Here is an 18,790-nt window from a genome sequence, read left to right as displayed (position 1 = left end):
TCCAGCCTAGGCGCGCAGAAGGGGGATGCCGCCTTCGGCATCCCCCTTCGACGGGTGTTACTTGACGGCTGCCTTGAGCTTCGAGCCGGCCGTGACCTTGACGCGCTGGCCCGCGGGGATCTTGATCTCTTCGCCGGTCTGCGGGTTGCGGCCCGTACGTGCCGACGTCTCGACGCGCTCGAACGAGATCCAACCGGGGATCGAGACCTTGCTGCCCTTGGCAACGGCCTCGGAGACGGTCGAGAAGAGGGAGTCAAGCATGCCCGAGACGGCGGACTGGCTCTGGCCGGTCGCGCTGGCGATGCTCGCGACGAGTTCGGTCTTGGTGATGGACTTGTCAGCCATGGGGTTGTCCTCCAAGGCGGCGTGAGCGCCGCCCCTATTGCTGGGACCGGTTGGCGAACGCCTTCCGGCTGGTCGGATCGACCGCCTTGACTATAGTCACGAAACCGCGGAATCTCGCGGATTTCTACCGCTTTTCGGCGTTCGTGGCGGCGTGTCGGGCTCTTCTGTGACTGTTTCGGCCGCTGTGGCATGCGAAACGGGGTCTCCGGCGTGCAGGCGCCGAAGCGCCGAGACGACGTCGTCATGCCAGCGGCGGGCGGCCGGAAGGGCTCCCGTGAAGATGGCTGTGTCATGCGTGACGCCGAGGTACCGGGTCGTGCTCGCATCGACGCCGGCCGCGCGCAGCGCCGCGCCATAGGCCTCGCCGTCGCCGCGCAGCGGGTCGTACTCGGCGGTGAGGATGACCGCCGGCGGCAGCCCCGCGTGCGACGGCGCGCGCAGCGGCGACGCGTACGGTTCACGGGCATCCCCCGCCGTGCGCAGGTAGGTGCGCGCGACCGAGCGCAGTTCGCGCCGCGCGAGGAAGCTCGGGATGCCGAGCGCGCGAGTCGCGCGCAGATCGAGGCGGTGCCCCGTGAGGTCGGTGACGGGCACTTCGAGCAGCTGCAGCCGCAGCGGCAGCGCGGCGCGGCTGCGGTTGACCAGCGTCAGCGCCGCGGCGATGTTCGCCCCCGCCGAGGTTCCGGCGAGGCCGATCCGGTCCCGTTCGATGCCCAGCTCATCCGCGCGCGCGAAGAGCCACTCCAGCGCCGCGTAGGCCTGCTCGACCTGCACGGGGTAACGGTGCTCGGGGGCCAGCGCGTAGTCGACGGCGACGATGATGACGCCCGCATCGTGTGCGCGCCGGCGGAACGCGGCATCCGTCGTGGGATAGTCGATGCCTCCGATGCGGAACGCCCCGCCGAAGAAGGCGAGGACCGCCGGCAGGGGGGTCTCAGCAAGCGGCGGTCGGTACACGCGCACGCGGAACGGAGGCTCACCCGCGACCCCGTGCTCGCTCGTCGGCAGATCGGGCCCGGGCGTGCCCACGGTCCGAAGCTCGGTGCGATCCCACGCGACGGCTGCACGACGGTGACGCTCACGCGGACTCAGCGGCGTCTTCGTGCTCGGGGATGGAGGCGGGACCTCGGTGCGTGCGAAGGGCCAGAGCGCCGCCAGCCGTGCGCGAGCCGACCCGAGCGCCTGATCGATCAGGTAGCGGCGGTGCACCCGGAGTCGCTCGGCGAAGAAGGGGTCGACAGGCACGCGTCCATTGGACCACGGTGCCGCCGGGAAAGCAGAAAGGCCCGGAGGGAACTCCGGGCCTTTCTTATGCTGTGATGCTTACCAGCTCGACTTGGTCACGCCGGGCAGCTCGCCACGGTGCGCCATGTCGCGGAAGCGAACACGCGAGATGCCGAACTTGGTCAGCATTCCGCGCGGGCGGCCGTCGATGACGTCGCGCGAACGCAGACGCACGGGCGACGCGTTGCGCGGCAGCTTCTGAAGGCCCAGGCGGGCGGCTTCGCGCTCTTCGTCGGTCGAGGTCGGCGACACGAGCGCCTTCTTCAACTCGGCGCGCTTGGTGGCGTAGCGGTCGACGACCGCCTGGCGCTGCTTGTTGCGCGCGATCTTGCTCTTCTTGGCCATGTGATCAGCGCTCCTCTCGGAAGTCGACGTGCTTGCGCACGACAGGGTCGTACTTCTTGAGCACGATGCGGTCGGGGTTGTTGCGGCGGTTCTTGCGCGTCACGTAGGTGTATCCCGTGCCGGCGGTCGAACGCAGCTTGATGATCGGACGGACGTCCTGAGACTTCTTAGCCATCAGAGCTTCACACCCTTCGCGATCAGGTCCTTCACAACCGACTCGATACCGCGCACATCGATGACCTTCATGCCCTTAGCGGACACGTTGAGGGTGATCTTGCGGCCAAGCGAAGCCACGAAGTAAGTCTTCTTCTGCACGTTCGGGTCGAAGCGGCGCTTCGTCCGGCGGTGCGAGTGCGAGATGTTGTGACCGAAGCCGGGAACTGCTCCAGTCACCTGGCACACTGCTGCCATAGTGATGTCTCCTTAGTACCGTGGCACCGGACGGTGCCACCCAAGATCCCTTGTCTGCATCCTCGTGAGGATACGTACTGCGTGCTGGAGTGCGCGCAGACAGAGAGTCAGCCTAGCACGGCGGCGTCCGCCGCGCCGCGCCCCCACCGGAATGCAGACACCGTCGGGTCGGCGGGGATCCAGAATCGCCACGGGAATGCGGCCGTCCCGGCGATGCCCGCCACTCCGACCCGAGGGCCCGTCGCCGCCTCGGTGAGGGGCTCGTCGCGCAGCCAGAGCCGAGCGACGGCGCCGTTCAGCGGTTCTCCCGTGATGACGTCGATGCCGTCGTGTCGCGGATGCCGCAGACCCACGGCGTCGCCGAATCGGCCAGGACCGCGGGCGAGGTCGCGCGCGGCGCGCGCGGCGGGGCGCCGCCGGAATGCGGCATCCGCCCCCTCGATCACTTCTCCTGCGCGCAGCAGCACACCGCCGGCGAGACCGTCGGGTGCGCACACGACGTTCACGCACGAGTGGATGCCGTGGCTCAGGTAGACGTAGAGGTGCCCCGGCTCGCCCCACATCGTCGCGTTGCGCGCCGTAGGCCCCATCCGCGCGTGCGAGCCGGGATCGGGCACCTCGCCCGTTCCGCGGCCGTGGTAGGCCTCGACCTCGGTGATGCGCACCGCGACCTCGTCACCGTCGACGACGGTGCGCAGTACGCCGCCGAGAAGGCGCGGCGCGACGGCGAGCGGCAGGTCGACGAGCTCGTCGCGCGTCGCGGGGTGCGAACGGTCGGTCATGAGACGGGCACGCGGCACCAGGAGATGGCGAAGCCCTGCAGCGAATCGACCGGCGCGGCGTCGTCGAGCTGCACGATGCGGGTCTCGAGCCGCTCGGGCAGCGGCAGCAGATAGCGGTCGTAGGGGTTGGCGACAGCGTCGGGGGCGACCGTCAGGGCGGCGTAGCGTCCGCTGGGTGAGACGCACGTCTGCATGAGCGCGTCGGCGGGGCCGATGTCGGCGATGATGCGGGTCGCCCCGCCGGGGTCGACGAGGGCGACAGAGGTGCCGAGCGACCGCGTGCCCGCCTCGTCGAGCACGACCGATGAGCGCAGCGTGCCGCCGCCGGGAACGGGCAGCGCCGTGCCGAGAAGCCCGAGCTCACGCTCGGGCGCGACGAGCGGCTGCTCCGTGCCGTCGGTGAGGTCGACGACGACCATGCCCTCGAGGCGCTCGACGATCGCTTCGGTTCCGGCGACGCCGTCGATCGCGATCGCGGTGCCGAACGAGGTCGCCTCGCCGCCGTCGGCGCCGGTGAGCAGCAGGTTCCCGTCGAAGGTCAGGAGCAGGATGCTGTCGGTCTCGGGGACGAACCGCCAGTCCGCGATGCGCGCGTCGGTGCCGGGCACCTCGATCCGGGCGGGCGTGTCGCCGGCGACCGTGAACAGAGCGCTCTCGAGGCCCCCCGTGTCGCTGAGGAGGGCGTCCGAATACGTGAACCCGATCAGGTCGCCGCGATCCGCCGCCTGCAGGTTCGTCACGACGCCGTCGTCGCCGGGGAGCGGCAGTTCGCGCTCGTCCGAGCCGTCGAGGTCGGTGACCAGCAGCGCGGGGTGATCGTCCTCGGTGCGCACCGAGACGACGAGCTGCGACGCCGTCGCGCGGAAGTCCTGGATCGCGGGGTGGCTGAACACCGGCTCGGCCTGCTCGCCGGCGAGGTCGGTGCGAAAGATCGTGTCGTCGCTCGGCCCGCCGCGCTGCAGCAGGTAGACGGAGAGCGCCGAGGTGCGGAACGTCTCGACGATCGTCGCGTCGGGGCCGCCGCCGAGGCCGCGCACGCCGTCGATCGTCACGGTGTACTCGGTGTCATCGCGCAGCGGCAGGCCGAAGCGCACGCCGACGCTTCGCCCCGACGTGTCGACGGCGAACGGCGTCTCGGGGTCGACGGTGACCTGGTCGGGGTCGACCTCGGCGAGCGACTGCGACGTCGTCACGATCATGCGCGAACCGGATGCCGCCACCGAGGCGGCCGGATCCACCTGCACGTCGGTGATGCGCGGGCCCTGCACGACGCCGATCGCCGCGGCCCCGACGCCGACCACGGCGAGCGCGGCGACGACGACGCCGAACGACAGCAGGAACGCGCGGCTTCGCCTGGCGCGTGCGCGACCGCGACGCGTGTCAGTACTCATACGGGTCGCTCGGCTCGTCAATCGGCTCGACGTCGCTCGCCGTGATGGCGAGGCGCCCGTCGCCGGTTGCGCGCACGGTTCCCGTCACCGTGACCCACTGGCCCGTTTCGGGCACGGCGTCCGTCGTGATGGGCACGGTGGCGGGTTGCGCGTCGATGACGCAGTGCGTGATGACGAGGCGCGTCAGGTCGAAGCCGTCGTCGCCGGGGGTGACGAACCCCGTGAGGGTCACGGGGTCGCCGTCGAACGCATCCGGGTTCGTCGCGGTCGCGAACGCCGACGCCCACTCGCCGACGCCGAACTCCGAGGTGTCGCCCGTCGTCGCGAGCGTGACGGCGTCTGCTCCCGCGAACAGCGGCGGAGCCCCCACGTCACGCGACATCGCCAATTCGGCGCTGAGGGATGCCGGGGGCAGCACGAGCGTCAGCAGGACGATGCCCGACGCCGCGATGCCGCCCGTGGCGACGACGGCGCGCCCCACGACAGGAGTGCGCGGGTGGTCGTGGTCGTGGTCGTCGCCGTGATCGTGATCGTCTTCTTCCGCGCCGAGCGGCAGCGCGAAGCTCGTGATCGCACCGATCAGCACGACGACGGCCATCCCGACGGCGAACCACGCCGAATCCGGATTGATGTACAGCGCGAGCCTGCCGGTCACAGCGAGCGTGATCGTGACGACGGCGAGCACCGCGGCGAGCCCGACGCCGAGCCACCGGGTAAGGAGAGCGCGGGACGGATCAGCCAACGAGGTTCACCCCCGCGCCGATCGCGAAGGCGGCGAGCACCACGATGACGACGATCCCCGCGAGGGCGCGCGTCGTGAACGTCGTGCGCAGCAGAGCGAGCATCTTGACGTCGACGAGCGGACCGACGAGGAGGAACGCGATGATCGAGCCCGGGGTGAAGGTCGAGGCGAAGGACAGCGCGAAGAATGCGTCGACGTTCGAGCAGATCGACACGACCATTGCGAGGGCGATCATCGCGATGATCGACAGGGCCGGGTTCGATCCGATCGCCAGGAGCGTCTCGCGAGGGATGAGCACCTGCACGGCGCCGGCGAGCGCCGATCCGATCACGAGCGCGGGCATGACGGCGCGCAGTTCGACGATGAACTGGCTGAGGGTCCGACGTCCGCGGGCGGCGGTGCCCTGCGCCGCGTGCTGGCGGGCGCACGTGCTGCGGAAGCGCCTCGTGAGCAGGCCGTCCGGTGACGGATGCCGCGAGTACAGCCAGCCGATCAGGTTCGCGATGAGGAACCCGCCGACGAGCCGAATGACGAGGATGCCGTCGGAGAAGCCGAACGCCTGGTGCGTCGTGATGATGACGATCGGGTTGACGATGGGCGCTGCGATGAGGAACGTGAGCGTTTCGGGCACCGTGAAGCCGCGCATCATGAGGCCCCGGGCGAACGGCACGTTGCCGCACTCGCAGACCGGCACGAACATGCCCAGCAGCGACAGCACCGCGCGTCGAGCCCAGGCGCGCCGGGGCATCCATCGCTCGATGGCACCCGGGGGGATCCACACCTGCACGACGATCGACAGCACGACACCGAGCGCGACGAACGGCAATGACTCGATGAGCACGCTGATCGCGAGGGTCAGTCCGTCCTGCGCGCGGGCGGGCAGGCGCGCGGGGAAGAGCTCGGGCACGAAGAGGTCGATCGCGAACAGACCCACGACGATTGCGGCGCCGATGGCGATGGGGGCGACGAGGCGTGCTGCGCGCGGGCGGCCGGCCTGACCGTCGGGGCGCAGCGCGAAGTCAGCCCGAGACACGCTCGCTCGTCCGCGTCCGCGCGCACATCGCGCACAGTCCGAAGATGTCGACCACGTGCTCGGCCTCGGCGAAGCCGTGACTCTCGGCCGTGCGGCGCGCCCACTGCTCGACGTCGGAGGCCTCGATCTCGACCGTGAGCCCGCAGGAGCGGCAGATCAGGTGGTGGTGGTGCGCCGTCGTCGTGCACGCGCGGTAGAGGGCCTCGCCCTCGGGGCTCTGCAGCGAATCGGCTTCGCCCTGCGCCGCGAGACCCGCCAGAGCACGGTAGACGGTGGCGAGGCCGATGCCGGTGTTGTCTTCGCGCAGGGTCGCGTGCAGCGTCTGAGCGCTCACGAAACCCGGCGTGTCGGCGAGGGCTTCGCGCACGCGCTCGCGCTGCCACGTGTTGCGCTGGGCCATGCCGGGATTCTACCCGCGGGCTCTGAGCGGTGCCCGGGAGCCCCGGAACCGGCAGGCGAGGTAGATCACGAACGAGATCGTCGTGATGTACGGGCTCACGGGGAGCGTGCCCATGATCGCGAGCAGGATCCCACCCACGGCAGAGACGAAGCCGAAGATCGCGGCGAGCACGGGAACGGCGACGGGCCCCGTCGCGACGCGCATCGCGGCGGCGGCGGGTGTCACCAGGAGCGCCATGACGAGCAGGGCGCCGATGATGTGCACGGCGACGGCGACCATGAGTCCGAGCAGCAGCATGAAGGTGAGTGACACCGCCGTCGTGGGAACGCCGCGCGCCGCGGCGGACTGCGGGTCGAGCGAGTCGAAGCGCAGGGGCCGCCAGATGAGCAGCATCCCGACCAGCACGAAGAGGCTGATGCCGACGAGCCAGCCGAGCTCGCCGGTCTGCACCGACACGATCTGGCCCGTCAGCAGGCTGAAGCGGTTGGCGCTGCGCCCGTCATAGAGCGACAGGAAGAGGATGCCGAGACCCAGCCCGAACGGCATGAGCACGCCGATGATCGAGTTGCGATCCCGTGCGCGGGCGCCGAGCCAGCCGACGATCGCGGCGGCGAGGACGGATCCGACGATCGACCCGGTCACGACGTCGACGCCGATGAGGAGGGCCGCCGCGGCGCCCGCGAACGACAGCTCACTGATGCCGTGCACGGCGAACGCCATGTCGCGCTGCATGACGAAGACGCCGACGAGGCCGCCGACGAGGCCGAGGACGGCACCGGCGATGACCGAGTTCGACACGAGGCCGAGGATCTCGGCGTAGTCCGCGAGGCCCCCGAACATGGCGTCGGCGATGTCCGGCCAGGTCATTCGTGGTCTCCGTCGTGGTGGTGATGCGCGCTCTCGGCGTCGGGCGCGCCGACGACGACGAGACGGTCGCCCGCACGCAGCACGAACACGTGCGCGCCGTACAGGTCGGTGAGCACGTCGGAGCGCAGCACCTCGCCGGGTGTGCCGAGCATGAAGCGGCCGTTGGCGATGTAGAGGATGCGATCGACCTTGCCCAGCAGCGGGTTGATGTCGTGTGTGACCAGCAGCACGGCGGCGTCGGTGTCGCGGCGATGACGGTCGATGAGACCGATGACCTCTTGCTGGTTCGCCAGGTCGAGGCTCGTCAGCGGCTCGTCGCACAGCAGCAGGCGCGGGTCGTCGGCGAGCGCCTGGCCGACACGGAGTCGCTGCTGCTCACCACCCGAGAGCAGCCCGACGGGGCGGTCGGCGAACGAGCGTGCGCCGACGGCGTCGACGAGCGCGTCGATGCGCGCGCGATCACCGCGCCGCGGGAGGGGCAGGCCGAAGCGGTGCCCGTCGACGCCGAGGGCGACGAGGTCGCGACCGCGCAGTGGCGTCTCGGGGGGCAGCGGACGCTGCTGCGGGATGTATCCCACGCCGCGATTGCCGCGGCGGTGCACGCGCTGGCCGAGCACCTCGATCTCACCGCCGCTGAGCGGCTCGAGGCCCAGGATCGCCCGCAACAGCGTCGTCTTGCCCGTGCCGCTCGGGCCGAGCACCGCGATGAGCTCGCCGGGCGCGACGTCGAGGTCGAGCCCTGACCACAGTTCGCGGTCGCCTCGGTGCAGCGACGCGTCGCGGATGACGAGCGGCTGGGTCATCCGCGCAGCGCCTCGCCCAGCAGCGTGACGTTGGCCTGCATCCACTCGAGGTACGTCTGCCCCTCGGGCAGCGTCTCGCTGAACTCGACGATGGGGATGCCCAGTGCCGTCGCGTCGTCGATGATCGCGGTCGTCTCGGCGCCGCCGGTCTGCGTGTTGACGATAACGGCAGCGACCTGGCCGGACTCCAGGAGCTTCGTCGCGGTCAGAAGTGTCGCCGCCGGCACATCGCGCCCGTCTTCGACGGCGTGCGTGAAGTCGTCGGGTGCGACGTTGACGAGACCGGCCGCTTGGGTGAGGTACTGCGAGATGGGCTCGGTGACGAAGATCTCGGTGCCGCCGAACTCGGTCGACATCTCATCGAGCGCCGTCTCGATCTGATCGATGCCGTTCGTGAACTCGGCCAGGTTCGTCGCGAACATATCGGCGTTGTCGGGGTCGAGTGCGCTGAGCTCGACCGAGATCGCCTCGGCCAGGTGGGCGACGACGTGCGGGTCGTACCAGACGTGCTCATTGACCGAGTGGTCGTGGTCGTGGTCGTCGTCGTCGTCGCGATCGTGGTCGCCGTGGTCGGCGGGGGGCGTCGCCTCAGAGAATTCGACGGCGGGCACAACGGGCCGGACCCCACCCGCCCCGTCGACGAGGGCGTCCATGAACGCGTCGTACCCGCCGCCGTTCATCACGACGAGGTCGGCTCGCGAGACGGACAGCTGGTCGCGCGCGCTCGCCTCGAACGAGTGCGGGTCCTGCGCGGCCGACGACACGATCGACACGACGCTGACGGCGTCTCCGCCGATCGCTTCGACGATCTGGCCGTAGACATTCGTCGAGGCGACGACCGCGACACGGCCGTCGTCGGCGGGAGCACCGGATGCGCAACCGGCAAGGCCGAGGGTCGTGGCAAGGCCGAGAGCGGTCAGAATGCGGCGCGTCGAAGTCACTCGGCGAGTGTACAGCTAATGAGAATCGTTCTCAACACGGTCGCTCAGTCGAGGAGCAGCGCGGGCTCCTCCAGCACCGCGGCGACATCGGCGATGAACCGCGACATGCCGTCGCCGTCCACGACGCGGTGGTCGAACGACCCCGCGACGGTCGTCACCCAGCGCGGGCGGACCTCGCCATCGACGACCCACGGCTTCTGCCGGATCGTGCCGAGCGCCACGATGCCGGACTCACCGGGGTTGAGGATCGGGGTGCCGGCATCCATTCCGAACACGCCGATGTTCGTGATCGTGATCGTGCCGTTCTGCTGGTCGGCCGGTGTCGCGCGGCCCTCGCGCGCCGTCGCGGTGAGCTGCTCGAGCGCACGGGCAAGCTGGCGCAGGCTGAGGTCCTGCGCGTCTTTGATGTTGGGCACGAGCAGTCCCCTCGGGGTCGCCGCGGCGATCCCGAGGTTGACGTAGTGGCGCACGCGGATCTCGGCGCCGCCGTCGACATCGACCCACGCCGCATTGACCATGGGTGTGCGCCGCACGGCCCAGACGACGGCACGCGCCATGATGAGCAGCGGCGAGACCTTGACGTCGGCGAAGTCCGGTGAGGCCTTGAGCCTCTTGACGAGTTCCATCGTGCGAGTCGCGTCGACGTCAGTCCACACCGACACGTGCGGGGCCGTGTAGGCCGAGCGGACCATGCCGGATGCCGTGGCCTTGCGGACACCCTTGACCGCGATCGTCTCTTCGCGGGCGTCGCCGGCGGGGTGGTCGACGGCGATCGTCTCTTCGCGCACGGCGCTGGGCTCGGGCGTCGCGATGTTGCGGAACACCGATGCCTGAGACGCATGGCTCATGACGTCGTCGCGGGTCACTTCGCCCGCAGGCCCGGTCGGGGTGACGGTCGTCAGATCGATTCCCAGGTCTCGGGCCAGCTTGCGGATCGGCGGCTTCGCGACGACGCCCACCGACGCCTCGATGCGCTTCGCCTGGTCGGCGGGCTTCTTGCGCCGCGACTTCACCTCGCCGCCGGCCCCGTACCCGACGAGGACCGAGCCCGCGCCCTCGGCGGCGACGGGCTCGGGGGTCGCCGCCGGGGCGGCGGCATCCGTGATCGTGATGATGGACGCGCCCACCTCGACCGTCGCCCCCTCGGCCACGAGCAGATCGCCGACCGTGCCGGCGAAGGGCGAGGGCAGCTCGACGAGCGACTTCGCCGTCTCGATCTCGACGAGGACGTCGTTGACGGCGACCGTGTCGCCCGGCGCGACGCGCCACGAGACGATCTCGGCCTCGGTCAGTCCCTCGCCGACGTCGGGCAGTGTGAAGGTCTGCACACTCATACTCATTCCTCTCCGAACCTGCGGTGGGCGGTCAGTAGGCGAGGGCGCGGTCGACGGCCTCGAGGATGCGGTCGGCATCGGGCAGATAGGTGGCCTCGAGCTTCGCGGGAGGGAAGGGCGTGTCAAAGCCCGACACCCGCAGCACGGGGGCCTCGAGCGCATAGAACGCGCGCTCCATGACGGTCGCGGCGACTTCGGAGCCGAGCGACGTGAAGCCCGGCGCCTCCTGCGCGTAGACCATGCGGCCCGTCCGTCGCACGGAATCCAGGATCGGGCCGTAGTCGATGGGTGACAGCGACCGCAGATCGATGACCTCGCACGACGTGCCCTCGGACTCGGCGAGGGCCGCCGCCTGCAAGAGCGTCGTCACCATCGCACCGTGCCCGACGAGCGTGACGTCGGTGCCGGGCCGCACGAGTCGCGATGCGTGCAGTGGCAGCGCGCGGGTCATCGTGTCGACCTCGCCCTTCTGCCAGTACTTCGCCTTCGGCTCGAGGAAGATCACGGGATCCGGCGAGTCGATCGCATCCTGGATCATCCAGTACGCGTCGTTCGGCGTCGACGGGCACACGACCCGCAGCCCCGGCGTGTGCGTGAAGTACGCCTCGGGGCTCTCCTGGTGGTGCTCGACGGCGCCGATGTGGCCGCCGTACGGAATGCGGATGACGACGGGGAACGAGATCGCCCCCTCGTGCCGGTTCGTCATCTTGGCCAGCTGTGACGTGATCTGGTCGAACGCGGGGAACACGAAGCCGTCGAACTGGATCTCGCACACGGGGCGGAATCCCGCCATCGCGAGCCCGATCGCCGTGCCGACGATGCCCGACTCGGCGAGCGGGGTGTCGATGACACGGCGGTCGCCGAACTCGGCCTGCAGCCCTTCGGTGACGCGGAACACCCCACCGAGCGGCCCGATGTCCTCGCCCATCAGCAGCACGCGATCGCTGCCGGCGAGCGCAGCGCGCATCCCGGCGTTGAGGGCGCGGCTGAACGCCATGGTGTCCGTCACTCGCCGGCCTCCTCGAACGATGCCTCATAGTCGGCCAGCCATGCCCGCTGCTCGTCGATGAGCGGATGCGGCGAGCTGTAGACGTGCCCGAACATGGTCTCGTTCGGGATGCCGCCGAGCTCGGTCGTGCGCACCCGGATGTCCTCCGCGGTCGCCTCGGCCTCGGCGTCGACGTCGGCGAAGAACGCGCTCGAGGCACCCCGTCCTTCGAGGTAGGCGCGCATCCGCGCGATCGGGTCGCGCTTCGCCCAGGACTGCTCCTGCTCGGACGTGCGGTACTTCGTCGGGTCGTCGCTGGTCGTGTGTGCACCCATGCGATAGGTCATCGCCTCGATCGTGCGGGGCCCATCGCCGCCGCGCGCCTCGTCGAGCGCCGTGCGGGTGACGGCATAGCTTGCCAGCACGTCGTTGCCGTCGACCTGAACGCTCGGGATGCCGTAGCCGTGTCCGCGGCGCACGAGCGGAACGCGCGACTGCGTCGAGACGGGCACCGAGATCGCCCACTGGTTGTTCTGCAGGAAGAACACCTCGGGGGTCCGGTAGCTGGCCGCGAACACCATCGCCTCGTGCACGTCGCCCTGGCTGGAGGCCCCGTCGCCGTAGTAGACGATGACCGCCTCGTCGCGCTCGGGATCCCCCGTGCCGCAACGGCCGTCGAACACGAGTCCCATGCCGAAGCCCGTCGCGTGCAGCGTCTGCGCACCGAGGACGAGCGTATAGATGTGCGTGTTGCCGTTCTTGGGATCGGTGGGGTCCCACCCGCCGTGCGTCAGACCCCGCATGAGCCGGATGATGTCGATCGGATCGACGCCGCGGATCCTCGTCACCGCGTGCTCGCGGTACGAGGGGAAGAGGTGGTCCTGCGGCCGAGCGGCGCGGGCCGAGCCCACCTGCGCGGCTTCTTGACCGAAGCTGGGCGGCCACAGGGCGAGCTGACCCTGACGTTGCAGGTTCGTCGCCTGCCGATCGAACGCGCGGATGACCGCCATGTCGCGGTAGAAACCCTCGAGCTCCGCCTCGGGCAGGGCGTCGATGAGCGCGAGATACGGTTCCGCGGCGGCGGTCGGGGCGAACCTGCCGTCGGCCGCGAGTACGCGGACGACCTCGGAATCCTCGCTGAGCGGCGTCGTCATCGTTCTACGCTATCGACCGGCCCGCGTGCCCTTCTGGGAGGTCCTTCACAACGGATTCTGCAATCCGTAGGACCTTCTCGACAGAGGCTTCCTCGCCGACCGAGATACGGATTCCGTCGCCCGCGAAGGGCCGCACGATGAGTCCGGCCGCATCGAACGCCTCGGCGATCGCGAGGGTGTGCTCTGCTGCGGGGAGCCACACGAAGTTGCCCTGCGCCTGTGGAACCGCCCACCCGGCGACGCGCAGCGCCTCGGCCAGGCGATCGCGGCGCTCGGCGATCGTGCGTGCGCGCTCGACCAGGTCGGCCTCGGCGACGAGGCTCGCCAGCGCGGCTTCTTCGGCGTGATTGGTGACCGAGAGCGGGATCGCGGTGCTGCGGGCGGCATCGAGGATGCGGGGGTGCCCGACGGCGTAGCCGATGCGCAGACCCGCGAGGCCGAACGCCTTCGAGAACGTGCGCAGCACGACGACGTTCGGACGGTCCGCGGCTTGGAGCACGCGTTTGCCGTCGACGGCGTCGAGGTCGGTCACGAACTCGGCGTACGCCTCGTCGAGGATCACGAGCACGTCGGCGGGGACCTGCGTCATGAACGCGTCGAACTCCGCCTGCGTCACGATGGGGCCCGTGGGGTTGTTCGGGCTGCACACGATGATGGCCCGCGTGCGGTCGGTGATCGCGGCGGCCATCGCCGGCAGATCGTGGCGCGCGTCGGCGGTGAGAGGCACCTGCACGGCGGTCGCGCCCGCCACGACGGCGAGCCACGGGTAGGCCTCGAACGAGCGCCAGGCGTAGACGACCTCGTCGCCGGGGCCCGACGTCGCCTGCACGAGCTGCGCGAGGATCGACACGCTCCCCGCGCCGACGTGCACGGAATCCGGCCCGACCCCGAAGCGCTCGGCGATGCGCTCGCGCAGACGCGCCGCGGACGCATCGGGGTAGCGGTTGAGCGAGGTCGCGGACTGCACGGCCTCGACCACGCCGGGCAGCGGGTCGAACGGGTTCTCATTGCTCGAGAGCTTGAAGGCGTCGACGCCGGCTTGCCGTCCCTGCTTGTACGGCGGCAGGGCGGCGATCGCGGCACGGACACGGATGGGGAGGTCGGGGGCTTCGGTCACGATGCAGAGTCTACGAGCGAGAGCAGGTGCCGCGTCAGTCGGCGATTGCCGCCACTTCCGGGCACGTGGGCCGCGTGGGAGACTGCCGGTATGCGCTTCATCATCCGCGTCGTCGTCAACGCGTTCGCCATCTGGATCGTGACGCTCATCCCCGCACTGCAGGTCACCGTCATCGCGTTCCCGCCCGGCGAAACGCTGCAACTCGTGCTGACTCTGCTGCTGGTCGCCGCGATCTTCGCGATCGTCAACACCGTCATCGGCACGGTGCTCAAGGTGCTCGCTCTTCCCCTCTACATCCTGACGCTCGGGCTCATCGGGCTCATCATCAACGCGTTCCTGCTCTGGCTGACGGGGTGGATCACGTCGTTCTGGGACTGGGGCCTGCGGGTCGAGAGCTTCTGGTGGGGTGTCGTCGCAGCGATCATCATCTCGATCATCAACTGGATCTTCGGAATCCTGCTGCGCCCCCAGCAGAGCCGTCGGGACTGACGACGCGCTTCGCGCCGAACTCGACGACGTCGACCCGCTCGGCCGTGCCGAGCTCGGCGAAGACGGCGCGCACGGCGTCAACGCGCGGATCGGCGGACGCGTCGACCATCGCCGCCGTCTCGACGTAGTGCCGCATGCCGTGCGCGGCAGTGGCGGCGTCGATCGCATCAGGCGTCGGATCCGTCGACCGCTCGACCACGAAGCTGCCCGGGGCACCGACGGGCGCCGTGCTCCCGCCGCCGGCGAGCCCCGCGATCGGGTCGTCGGTGTGCCGCAGGGCGACGCTCAGCGTGCCGTGCCCGACGTCGGCCTCAACGGGCGAGCCGAACGACACGAGCGTGCGCGTGTCGAACCCTCCCTCGAGCGCGAGATGCGAGGTGATCATGGCGCCCTGCGAATGGCCGAAGGCGTGCACCGTGTCACCGGGTCGCGCCCCCGCGGATTCGAGCGCTGCGAGGGTCGCCTCGTACGACGCCGACGCCCGTCCGGTGGCGAGGTCGGCGTTGGAGCGGGTATCCCACGCCTCGCGCCCGCCGACACCGACCGACTTCGTGCCCGACACGTAGACGGCGTATTGGGCGGATCCGCCGGGCATCGCGTACCGCTCGACCCGCACGCGCGACGCGCCGTCTCCGGGCATGCGGGATGCCGCGGCGGCGAGGCTCGCCGGCGCGCTCGTCGTGCCCGTCGACACGCGCTGCACCGTGACCGCGTCGCGCGCGGGGGCGAGTCGCTCACGTCGTCCGATCTGCCCCCAGCGGCTGAATCCCACGACGCCCGCACCGAGGATCGCGCCGAGCCCGCCCACGACTCCGCCGATGACGGCGCCGGGTGCACTGTAGATGCCGCCGATCTCGAACCCCGTCTCGGTCGCCTGGCGCACGAGCTCGGACGGCCACATGATCGCCCGCTCGAAGGTGAGCAGCGATGCCTGCTCGCCGATGCCCGAGTACTCGGCCCCGAGCGCAGCGCGGCGCCGAGCGATGCGCGATGCTTCGGCGTCGTCACCCGCTGCGACAGCGGCCGCGTGCTGTGCGTGCAGGTCGACGAGCTCATAGATCGCTGCGGCCATCCGCAACTGCTCGGCGATCGCGTCGGCGTCGAGCTGCACTTGCAAGAGCCGGTTCCACAGAACGGATGCCGCACTCTGGGCCCCGGCATGGCGCTCGGCGAACAGCATGTTCTGCACCGAGCCGAGGCGCGCGGACAGCTCGTCGAGGTCGCCGCGAGCACCGATGAACCGCGCAGCCGTCGTACGCAGCGTCTCGGTGTCGACGGCGACGGCGCCACCCCCGCGGATGTCGAGCTCGCCCGTCACAGCCCGCCCCCGTCAAGACGCGCCCGCTCGAGGGCGCGAGCCTGCACTGCGGCGGCGCGCGCCGTGTCGGCGAGCGCCGCGAGGGTCGCGACATCTCCGGCCCAGCGATCAGCGCGCTCGTAGAACGCCGTCGCCGCGCGGGACTGCCATTCGGTGAGCCCCGCGAGCGTTCGTGCGTGCTGAGCGGCGTCGACGAACCGGTCTGCCAGCACGTCGAGCTCGCGGATGATGATGTCGAGCTGCGTCACCCGGCCATGGTCGGCGGATCACTCCTCGTGCGGCCGACGCCCGCCGGCGTCCGTGGACTCGCGAGAGGATCCCGCGTTTGGGGAGGAACCGGGTCAGTGGCGGAAGATCGCGGTCCCGACGTAGACCTTCGTCGTGGCGGTCGAGGTGTTGCCCGCGGCATCTGTCGCCGAATAGGTGAAGGTGTACACGGCGTCGTTCACGGCGCGGACGCGGAAGGACGTGTCGCTCAACGTGGCGATCGCCGCCTTCTTGGCCCCGGATGTCGTCGCCGAGATGAGCGTCACCGTGACGTCACCGCTGTCGTCGGCGGCCCGCACGGCCATGTCGACGCGGCGGTCGCCGAGCGGCAGGACGATCCACCGCTGCGACGGTGTGACGGTGATGGTCGGGGCGGTCGTATCCGGCGCCTCCAGGTCGAGCCCCACGACGACCGGGTCGTGGTCGCTCGAGCGGTAGGCGTCCGGCGCGTAGAGGGCATCCTGCGCGTCGGCCTTGAAGGTCGTGTCGTAGTCGACGAGGCTCGGCTCGTCGGCGTTGACGTTCCAGACGGCGGCGCCGGTGACCTCGTCGACGATGTCCGCCCCGGCCAGCGCGTGGTCGAGCGAACCGAGCTGCCCGTCGAACACGTAGGTATACGTGTCTGCGGCGACGACGTCGGTGTAACCCGCGCCGTAGAGCACCTGCATCGGGTCTTCCTGCGCATACGCGTTGAGGTCGCCGAGGATCAGCTCGCGCCCCGCGCCCTGGCCCGTCGGATCGGTCGCGAGCCAGTCGGCCAGCGCGGCGGCGGCCTGCGTGCGCACGCCGTTGCAGTTGCCCTGCCCGTTCGGGTCGGTCGGGTCGCCCACCGCGGCGCAGGTCGAGCCCTTCGACTTCAGGTGGTTCACGACGACCGTGAAGGACGCCCCGTTCGCATCGGTGAAGCTCTGCGTGAGGCCGGGCCTGTTGAAGGCGTCGAGCCAGCGAGCGTCTTCGGACTGGTCCATGAGCTGGAATGCGCCCGCGGGAGTGACCGACGCCGGCTTGTACAGGATCGCCGTCGCGATGACATCGGTGCCGATGACGCCTGTGGCGATGTAGTCGTACACGTCGGCGCCGAGCCGCGCATTGAGCGCGTCGGCGAGGGCGGCCACGGCGGTGCCGTTGTTCTCGATCTCGACGAGCCCGAACACGTCGGCGTCGATCTCGGCGAGTGCCGCGACGATCTTCGCCTGCTGCCGCTCGAACTCGACGGGATCATTCGCGCCGCGCGCGTCGGGGCCCGTGAGCGTCGTGAAGTAGTTCAGCACGTTGAAGCTCGCGACCGTCAGCGCCCCCTCGACCGCCGGTGCCGCGAGGCGTGGGTTGGCGACCTCGTATTCGGCGCCCTGCGTGGCCTGGATCGCCCACGTGTCGAAGCGGTAGTCGAGCACACCCGTCACGTTCGTGACGAGGTCACCGCCGCGGAACGTGTTCTGCAGTGTGAACACGCTCCCGTTCGGATGGATGGCGGGATCGGGGTTCTGTATGCCGCGGCCGTCGTCGACCGCGATCGACTCGGCGGCGTTGCGGGCGGCGAGCGCGGCGGCTTCGGGGGATCCCGCGTCGTACAGCTGCGTCGGCTGCATCTGGCGGCCGACGGTCAGAGTGATCGTGCCGAACCGGCCGAAATCGAAGTGCTCGCCGATCGCGAGCTGCTGCGGCAGCGTCACGCGCATGCCCTCGAGGGCTTCGCGCTGCTCGGGCGACGCGGGAAGGGTGAGCGACGTCGCCGCCGGAAGCTCAGCCGTGCCGCACACCTCGATGCCGCCTGCCGTGATCTGCGTCATCCCGAACGCCTCGTCGACGACGCCCGCGACGCTCACGACGTCACCGGATGCGACCGCGGCGCCGCCGGGTGCGTAGACGAAGATGCCATCCGACGTGGCAGGCACGGCGTCCCCGGCGTCCTGCACGTAGTAGCCGTCGAAGCCGCCGCCCTGGAAGTCGCCGATCACGGTTCCCCTGACACGCACGGTCGTACCCGGGACGGGCGTGACGGCGCCCGTGCCCTGGATCGAGCCGATCGTGACGGCCTCGAGTTCGCAGCCGGCGTCGCCGGGGCCCGGCTCGGCAGGCGCGAGGGTCGTGGAGTTCGCCGCACCGGGGGTGTTGACGGCCTCACCGGCCACGAGGGTTCCCGTGAACCCCGCGATGCCGGCCAGGTCGAAGTCGTTGCGCACCCAGTCGGCGGCACCATCGGGCACACGCGAAGCGCCGCCCGGGGCGAAAGCGAGGCCGTCATACGCGACGCCGAGCGTCACGCCGCCGTACGTCCGGTCGGTCGCGCCGCCGTCGCTGACCGCGACGGCATCGACGATCTCGAACCCGAGTCCGCCGTCGATGATGCCGTCGTCGTCGACGTCGATGTCAGTGCCGACCGCGGGGATCGTCCCGGTCACCAGCAGCAGGCTCAGACTGCCGTTCTCCAGCGTGTTGGCCGCGAGCTCGGCGAGTGACCGGCCCGAGGCATCCGGAGCGGGGAACGTGAGGACGTTGTCGACGATGCCCGTCGCGGGGGCGTCGCCTTCGACGCCGAGAACCGCGTAGCGGGTGAGGTCGACGTCGGCCGGCACGAGCAGCTCGACGTACTCCACGTCGGTGCCCGTCGTCGAGGCCGAGAACTCATTGATGACGAGGCTGACCGGGGGCGCCGCTGCGGCGGGGGCGATGCCGACCAGGACGAGCGCGCCGGCGGCGATGAGGGCGGAAAGACGACGCACGACAACCTCCAGCACAAACGCGGGGAGCGCTTTTCAGGGGCAACGCTAGGGCACGC

At 70.3% G+C, this 18,790-nt stretch carries 21 protein-coding genes; 1 reads left to right on the top strand and 20 read right to left on the bottom strand.

The window, feature by feature from the left end:
* Positions 1 to 57: 57 nt before the first annotated feature.
* The 17 genes from AC25Y0_RS08450 to AC25Y0_RS08370 all read right to left on the bottom strand — a co-directional run bounded on the left by AC25Y0_RS08450 (position 58) and on the right by AC25Y0_RS08370 (position 13,937).
* A complete protein-coding gene (locus AC25Y0_RS08450; RefSeq protein ID WP_376126992.1) occupies positions 58 to 345 on the bottom strand; it encodes an HU family DNA-binding protein in 288 nt (95 codons plus the stop codon).
* A 96-nt stretch (positions 346 to 441) separates the two neighbouring features.
* Complete coding sequence (locus AC25Y0_RS08445) at positions 442 to 1,590, bottom strand: alpha/beta hydrolase (protein ID WP_488134505.1); 1,149 nt, start codon at positions 1,588 to 1,590, stop codon at positions 442 to 444.
* A gap of 78 nt (positions 1,591 to 1,668) precedes the next feature.
* On the bottom strand, positions 1,669 to 1,974 hold the full coding sequence (rpsN, locus tag AC25Y0_RS08440) for a 30S ribosomal protein S14 (protein WP_488123596.1): 306 nt from the start codon (positions 1,972 to 1,974) through the stop codon (positions 1,669 to 1,671).
* Between the two features lie 4 nt (positions 1,975 to 1,978).
* Positions 1,979 to 2,149 carry a 50S ribosomal protein L33 gene (gene rpmG, locus AC25Y0_RS08435; protein ID WP_165140426.1) on the bottom strand — a complete coding sequence of 57 codons (171 nt, stop codon included), beginning with the start codon at positions 2,147 to 2,149 and terminating at the stop codon, positions 1,979 to 1,981.
* Entirely contained in the window at positions 2,149 to 2,385 is a 237-nt protein-coding gene (gene rpmB, locus AC25Y0_RS08430) for a 50S ribosomal protein L28 (RefSeq protein WP_488123597.1), read from the bottom strand. Before rpmB ends, rpmG begins: the two co-directional genes overlap by 1 nt.
* A 107-nt stretch (positions 2,386 to 2,492) precedes the next feature.
* The gene (locus tag AC25Y0_RS08425; RefSeq protein ID WP_488134541.1) at positions 2,493 to 3,167 is read right to left on the bottom strand and encodes a DNA-3-methyladenine glycosylase; all 675 of its coding nucleotides are present in this window, start codon (positions 3,165 to 3,167) and stop codon (positions 2,493 to 2,495) included.
* Positions 3,164 to 4,558 (bottom strand): hypothetical protein, encoded by a 1,395-nt coding sequence (locus AC25Y0_RS08420; protein WP_488134504.1) that lies wholly within the window; start codon positions 4,556 to 4,558, stop codon positions 3,164 to 3,166. Before AC25Y0_RS08420 ends, AC25Y0_RS08425 begins: the two co-directional genes overlap by 4 nt.
* Positions 4,548 to 5,300: a TIGR03943 family putative permease subunit gene (locus AC25Y0_RS08415; protein ID WP_488123599.1), complete on the bottom strand. Its 753-nt coding sequence runs from the start codon at positions 5,298 to 5,300 to the stop codon at positions 4,548 to 4,550. The genes AC25Y0_RS08420 and AC25Y0_RS08415 overlap by 11 nt, the downstream gene beginning before the upstream one ends.
* A complete protein-coding gene (locus AC25Y0_RS08410; RefSeq protein ID WP_488134503.1) occupies positions 5,293 to 6,333 on the bottom strand; it encodes a permease in 1,041 nt (346 codons plus the stop codon). The genes AC25Y0_RS08415 and AC25Y0_RS08410 overlap by 8 nt, the downstream gene beginning before the upstream one ends.
* Positions 6,320 to 6,733 carry a Fur family transcriptional regulator gene (locus AC25Y0_RS08405; protein WP_488123601.1) on the bottom strand — a complete coding sequence of 138 codons (414 nt, stop codon included), beginning with the start codon at positions 6,731 to 6,733 and terminating at the stop codon, positions 6,320 to 6,322. The genes AC25Y0_RS08410 and AC25Y0_RS08405 overlap by 14 nt, the downstream gene beginning before the upstream one ends.
* A 9-nt stretch (positions 6,734 to 6,742) precedes the next feature.
* Complete coding sequence (locus tag AC25Y0_RS08400; RefSeq protein WP_488123602.1) at positions 6,743 to 7,600, bottom strand: metal ABC transporter permease; 858 nt, start codon at positions 7,598 to 7,600, stop codon at positions 6,743 to 6,745.
* The gene (locus AC25Y0_RS08395) at positions 7,597 to 8,403 is read right to left on the bottom strand and encodes a metal ABC transporter ATP-binding protein (RefSeq protein WP_488123603.1); all 807 of its coding nucleotides are present in this window, start codon (positions 8,401 to 8,403) and stop codon (positions 7,597 to 7,599) included. The genes AC25Y0_RS08400 and AC25Y0_RS08395 overlap by 4 nt, the downstream gene beginning before the upstream one ends.
* The gene (locus tag AC25Y0_RS08390; protein WP_488134502.1) at positions 8,400 to 9,344 is read right to left on the bottom strand and encodes a metal ABC transporter solute-binding protein, Zn/Mn family; all 945 of its coding nucleotides are present in this window, start codon (positions 9,342 to 9,344) and stop codon (positions 8,400 to 8,402) included. The genes AC25Y0_RS08395 and AC25Y0_RS08390 overlap by 4 nt, the downstream gene beginning before the upstream one ends.
* A 44-nt stretch (positions 9,345 to 9,388) precedes the next feature.
* Complete coding sequence (locus AC25Y0_RS08385; RefSeq protein ID WP_488134501.1) at positions 9,389 to 10,678, bottom strand: dihydrolipoamide acetyltransferase family protein; 1,290 nt, start codon at positions 10,676 to 10,678, stop codon at positions 9,389 to 9,391.
* A 31-nt stretch (positions 10,679 to 10,709) separates the two neighbouring features.
* Complete coding sequence (locus AC25Y0_RS08380) at positions 10,710 to 11,675, bottom strand: alpha-ketoacid dehydrogenase subunit beta (protein ID WP_488134540.1); 966 nt, start codon at positions 11,673 to 11,675, stop codon at positions 10,710 to 10,712.
* Positions 11,676 to 11,683: 8 nt separating this feature from the next.
* Positions 11,684 to 12,820, bottom strand: coding sequence for a thiamine pyrophosphate-dependent dehydrogenase E1 component subunit alpha (locus AC25Y0_RS08375; protein WP_488134500.1), 1,137 nt, complete (start codon positions 12,818 to 12,820; stop codon positions 11,684 to 11,686).
* Between the two features lie 4 nt (positions 12,821 to 12,824).
* On the bottom strand, positions 12,825 to 13,937 hold the full coding sequence (locus tag AC25Y0_RS08370; RefSeq protein WP_488123607.1) for a histidinol-phosphate transaminase: 1,113 nt from the start codon (positions 13,935 to 13,937) through the stop codon (positions 12,825 to 12,827).
* Positions 13,938 to 14,027: 90 nt separating this feature from the next.
* Here AC25Y0_RS08370 and AC25Y0_RS08365 point away from each other — a divergent pair, with 90 nt between their 5' ends.
* A complete protein-coding gene (locus AC25Y0_RS08365) occupies positions 14,028 to 14,426 on the top strand; it encodes a phage holin family protein (protein WP_488123608.1) in 399 nt (132 codons plus the stop codon).
* On the opposite strand, the gene AC25Y0_RS08360 is transcribed toward AC25Y0_RS08365, so the two are convergent.
* The 3 genes from AC25Y0_RS08360 to AC25Y0_RS08350 form a co-directional block, all read right to left on the bottom strand.
* Positions 14,374 to 15,744, bottom strand: a complete 1,371-nt coding sequence (locus AC25Y0_RS08360; RefSeq protein ID WP_488134499.1) for a WXG100 family type VII secretion target — start codon at positions 15,742 to 15,744, stop codon at positions 14,374 to 14,376. The two genes, AC25Y0_RS08365 and AC25Y0_RS08360, sit on opposite strands and share 53 nt — an antisense overlap.
* The gene (locus AC25Y0_RS08355) at positions 15,741 to 15,992 is read right to left on the bottom strand and encodes a hypothetical protein (protein WP_488123610.1); all 252 of its coding nucleotides are present in this window, start codon (positions 15,990 to 15,992) and stop codon (positions 15,741 to 15,743) included. The genes AC25Y0_RS08360 and AC25Y0_RS08355 overlap by 4 nt, the downstream gene beginning before the upstream one ends.
* Positions 15,993 to 16,085: 93 nt before the next feature.
* Entirely contained in the window at positions 16,086 to 18,734 is a 2,649-nt protein-coding gene (locus tag AC25Y0_RS08350) for an ExeM/NucH family extracellular endonuclease (RefSeq protein WP_488134498.1), read from the bottom strand.
* Positions 18,735 to 18,790: the final 56 nt, after the last annotated feature.

It is taken from the genome of Microbacterium sp. Y547 (assembly GCF_057669785.1).
Note: the sequence above shows the minus strand (reverse complement) of the source record. Positions and strands in the feature narration are given on the sequence as shown.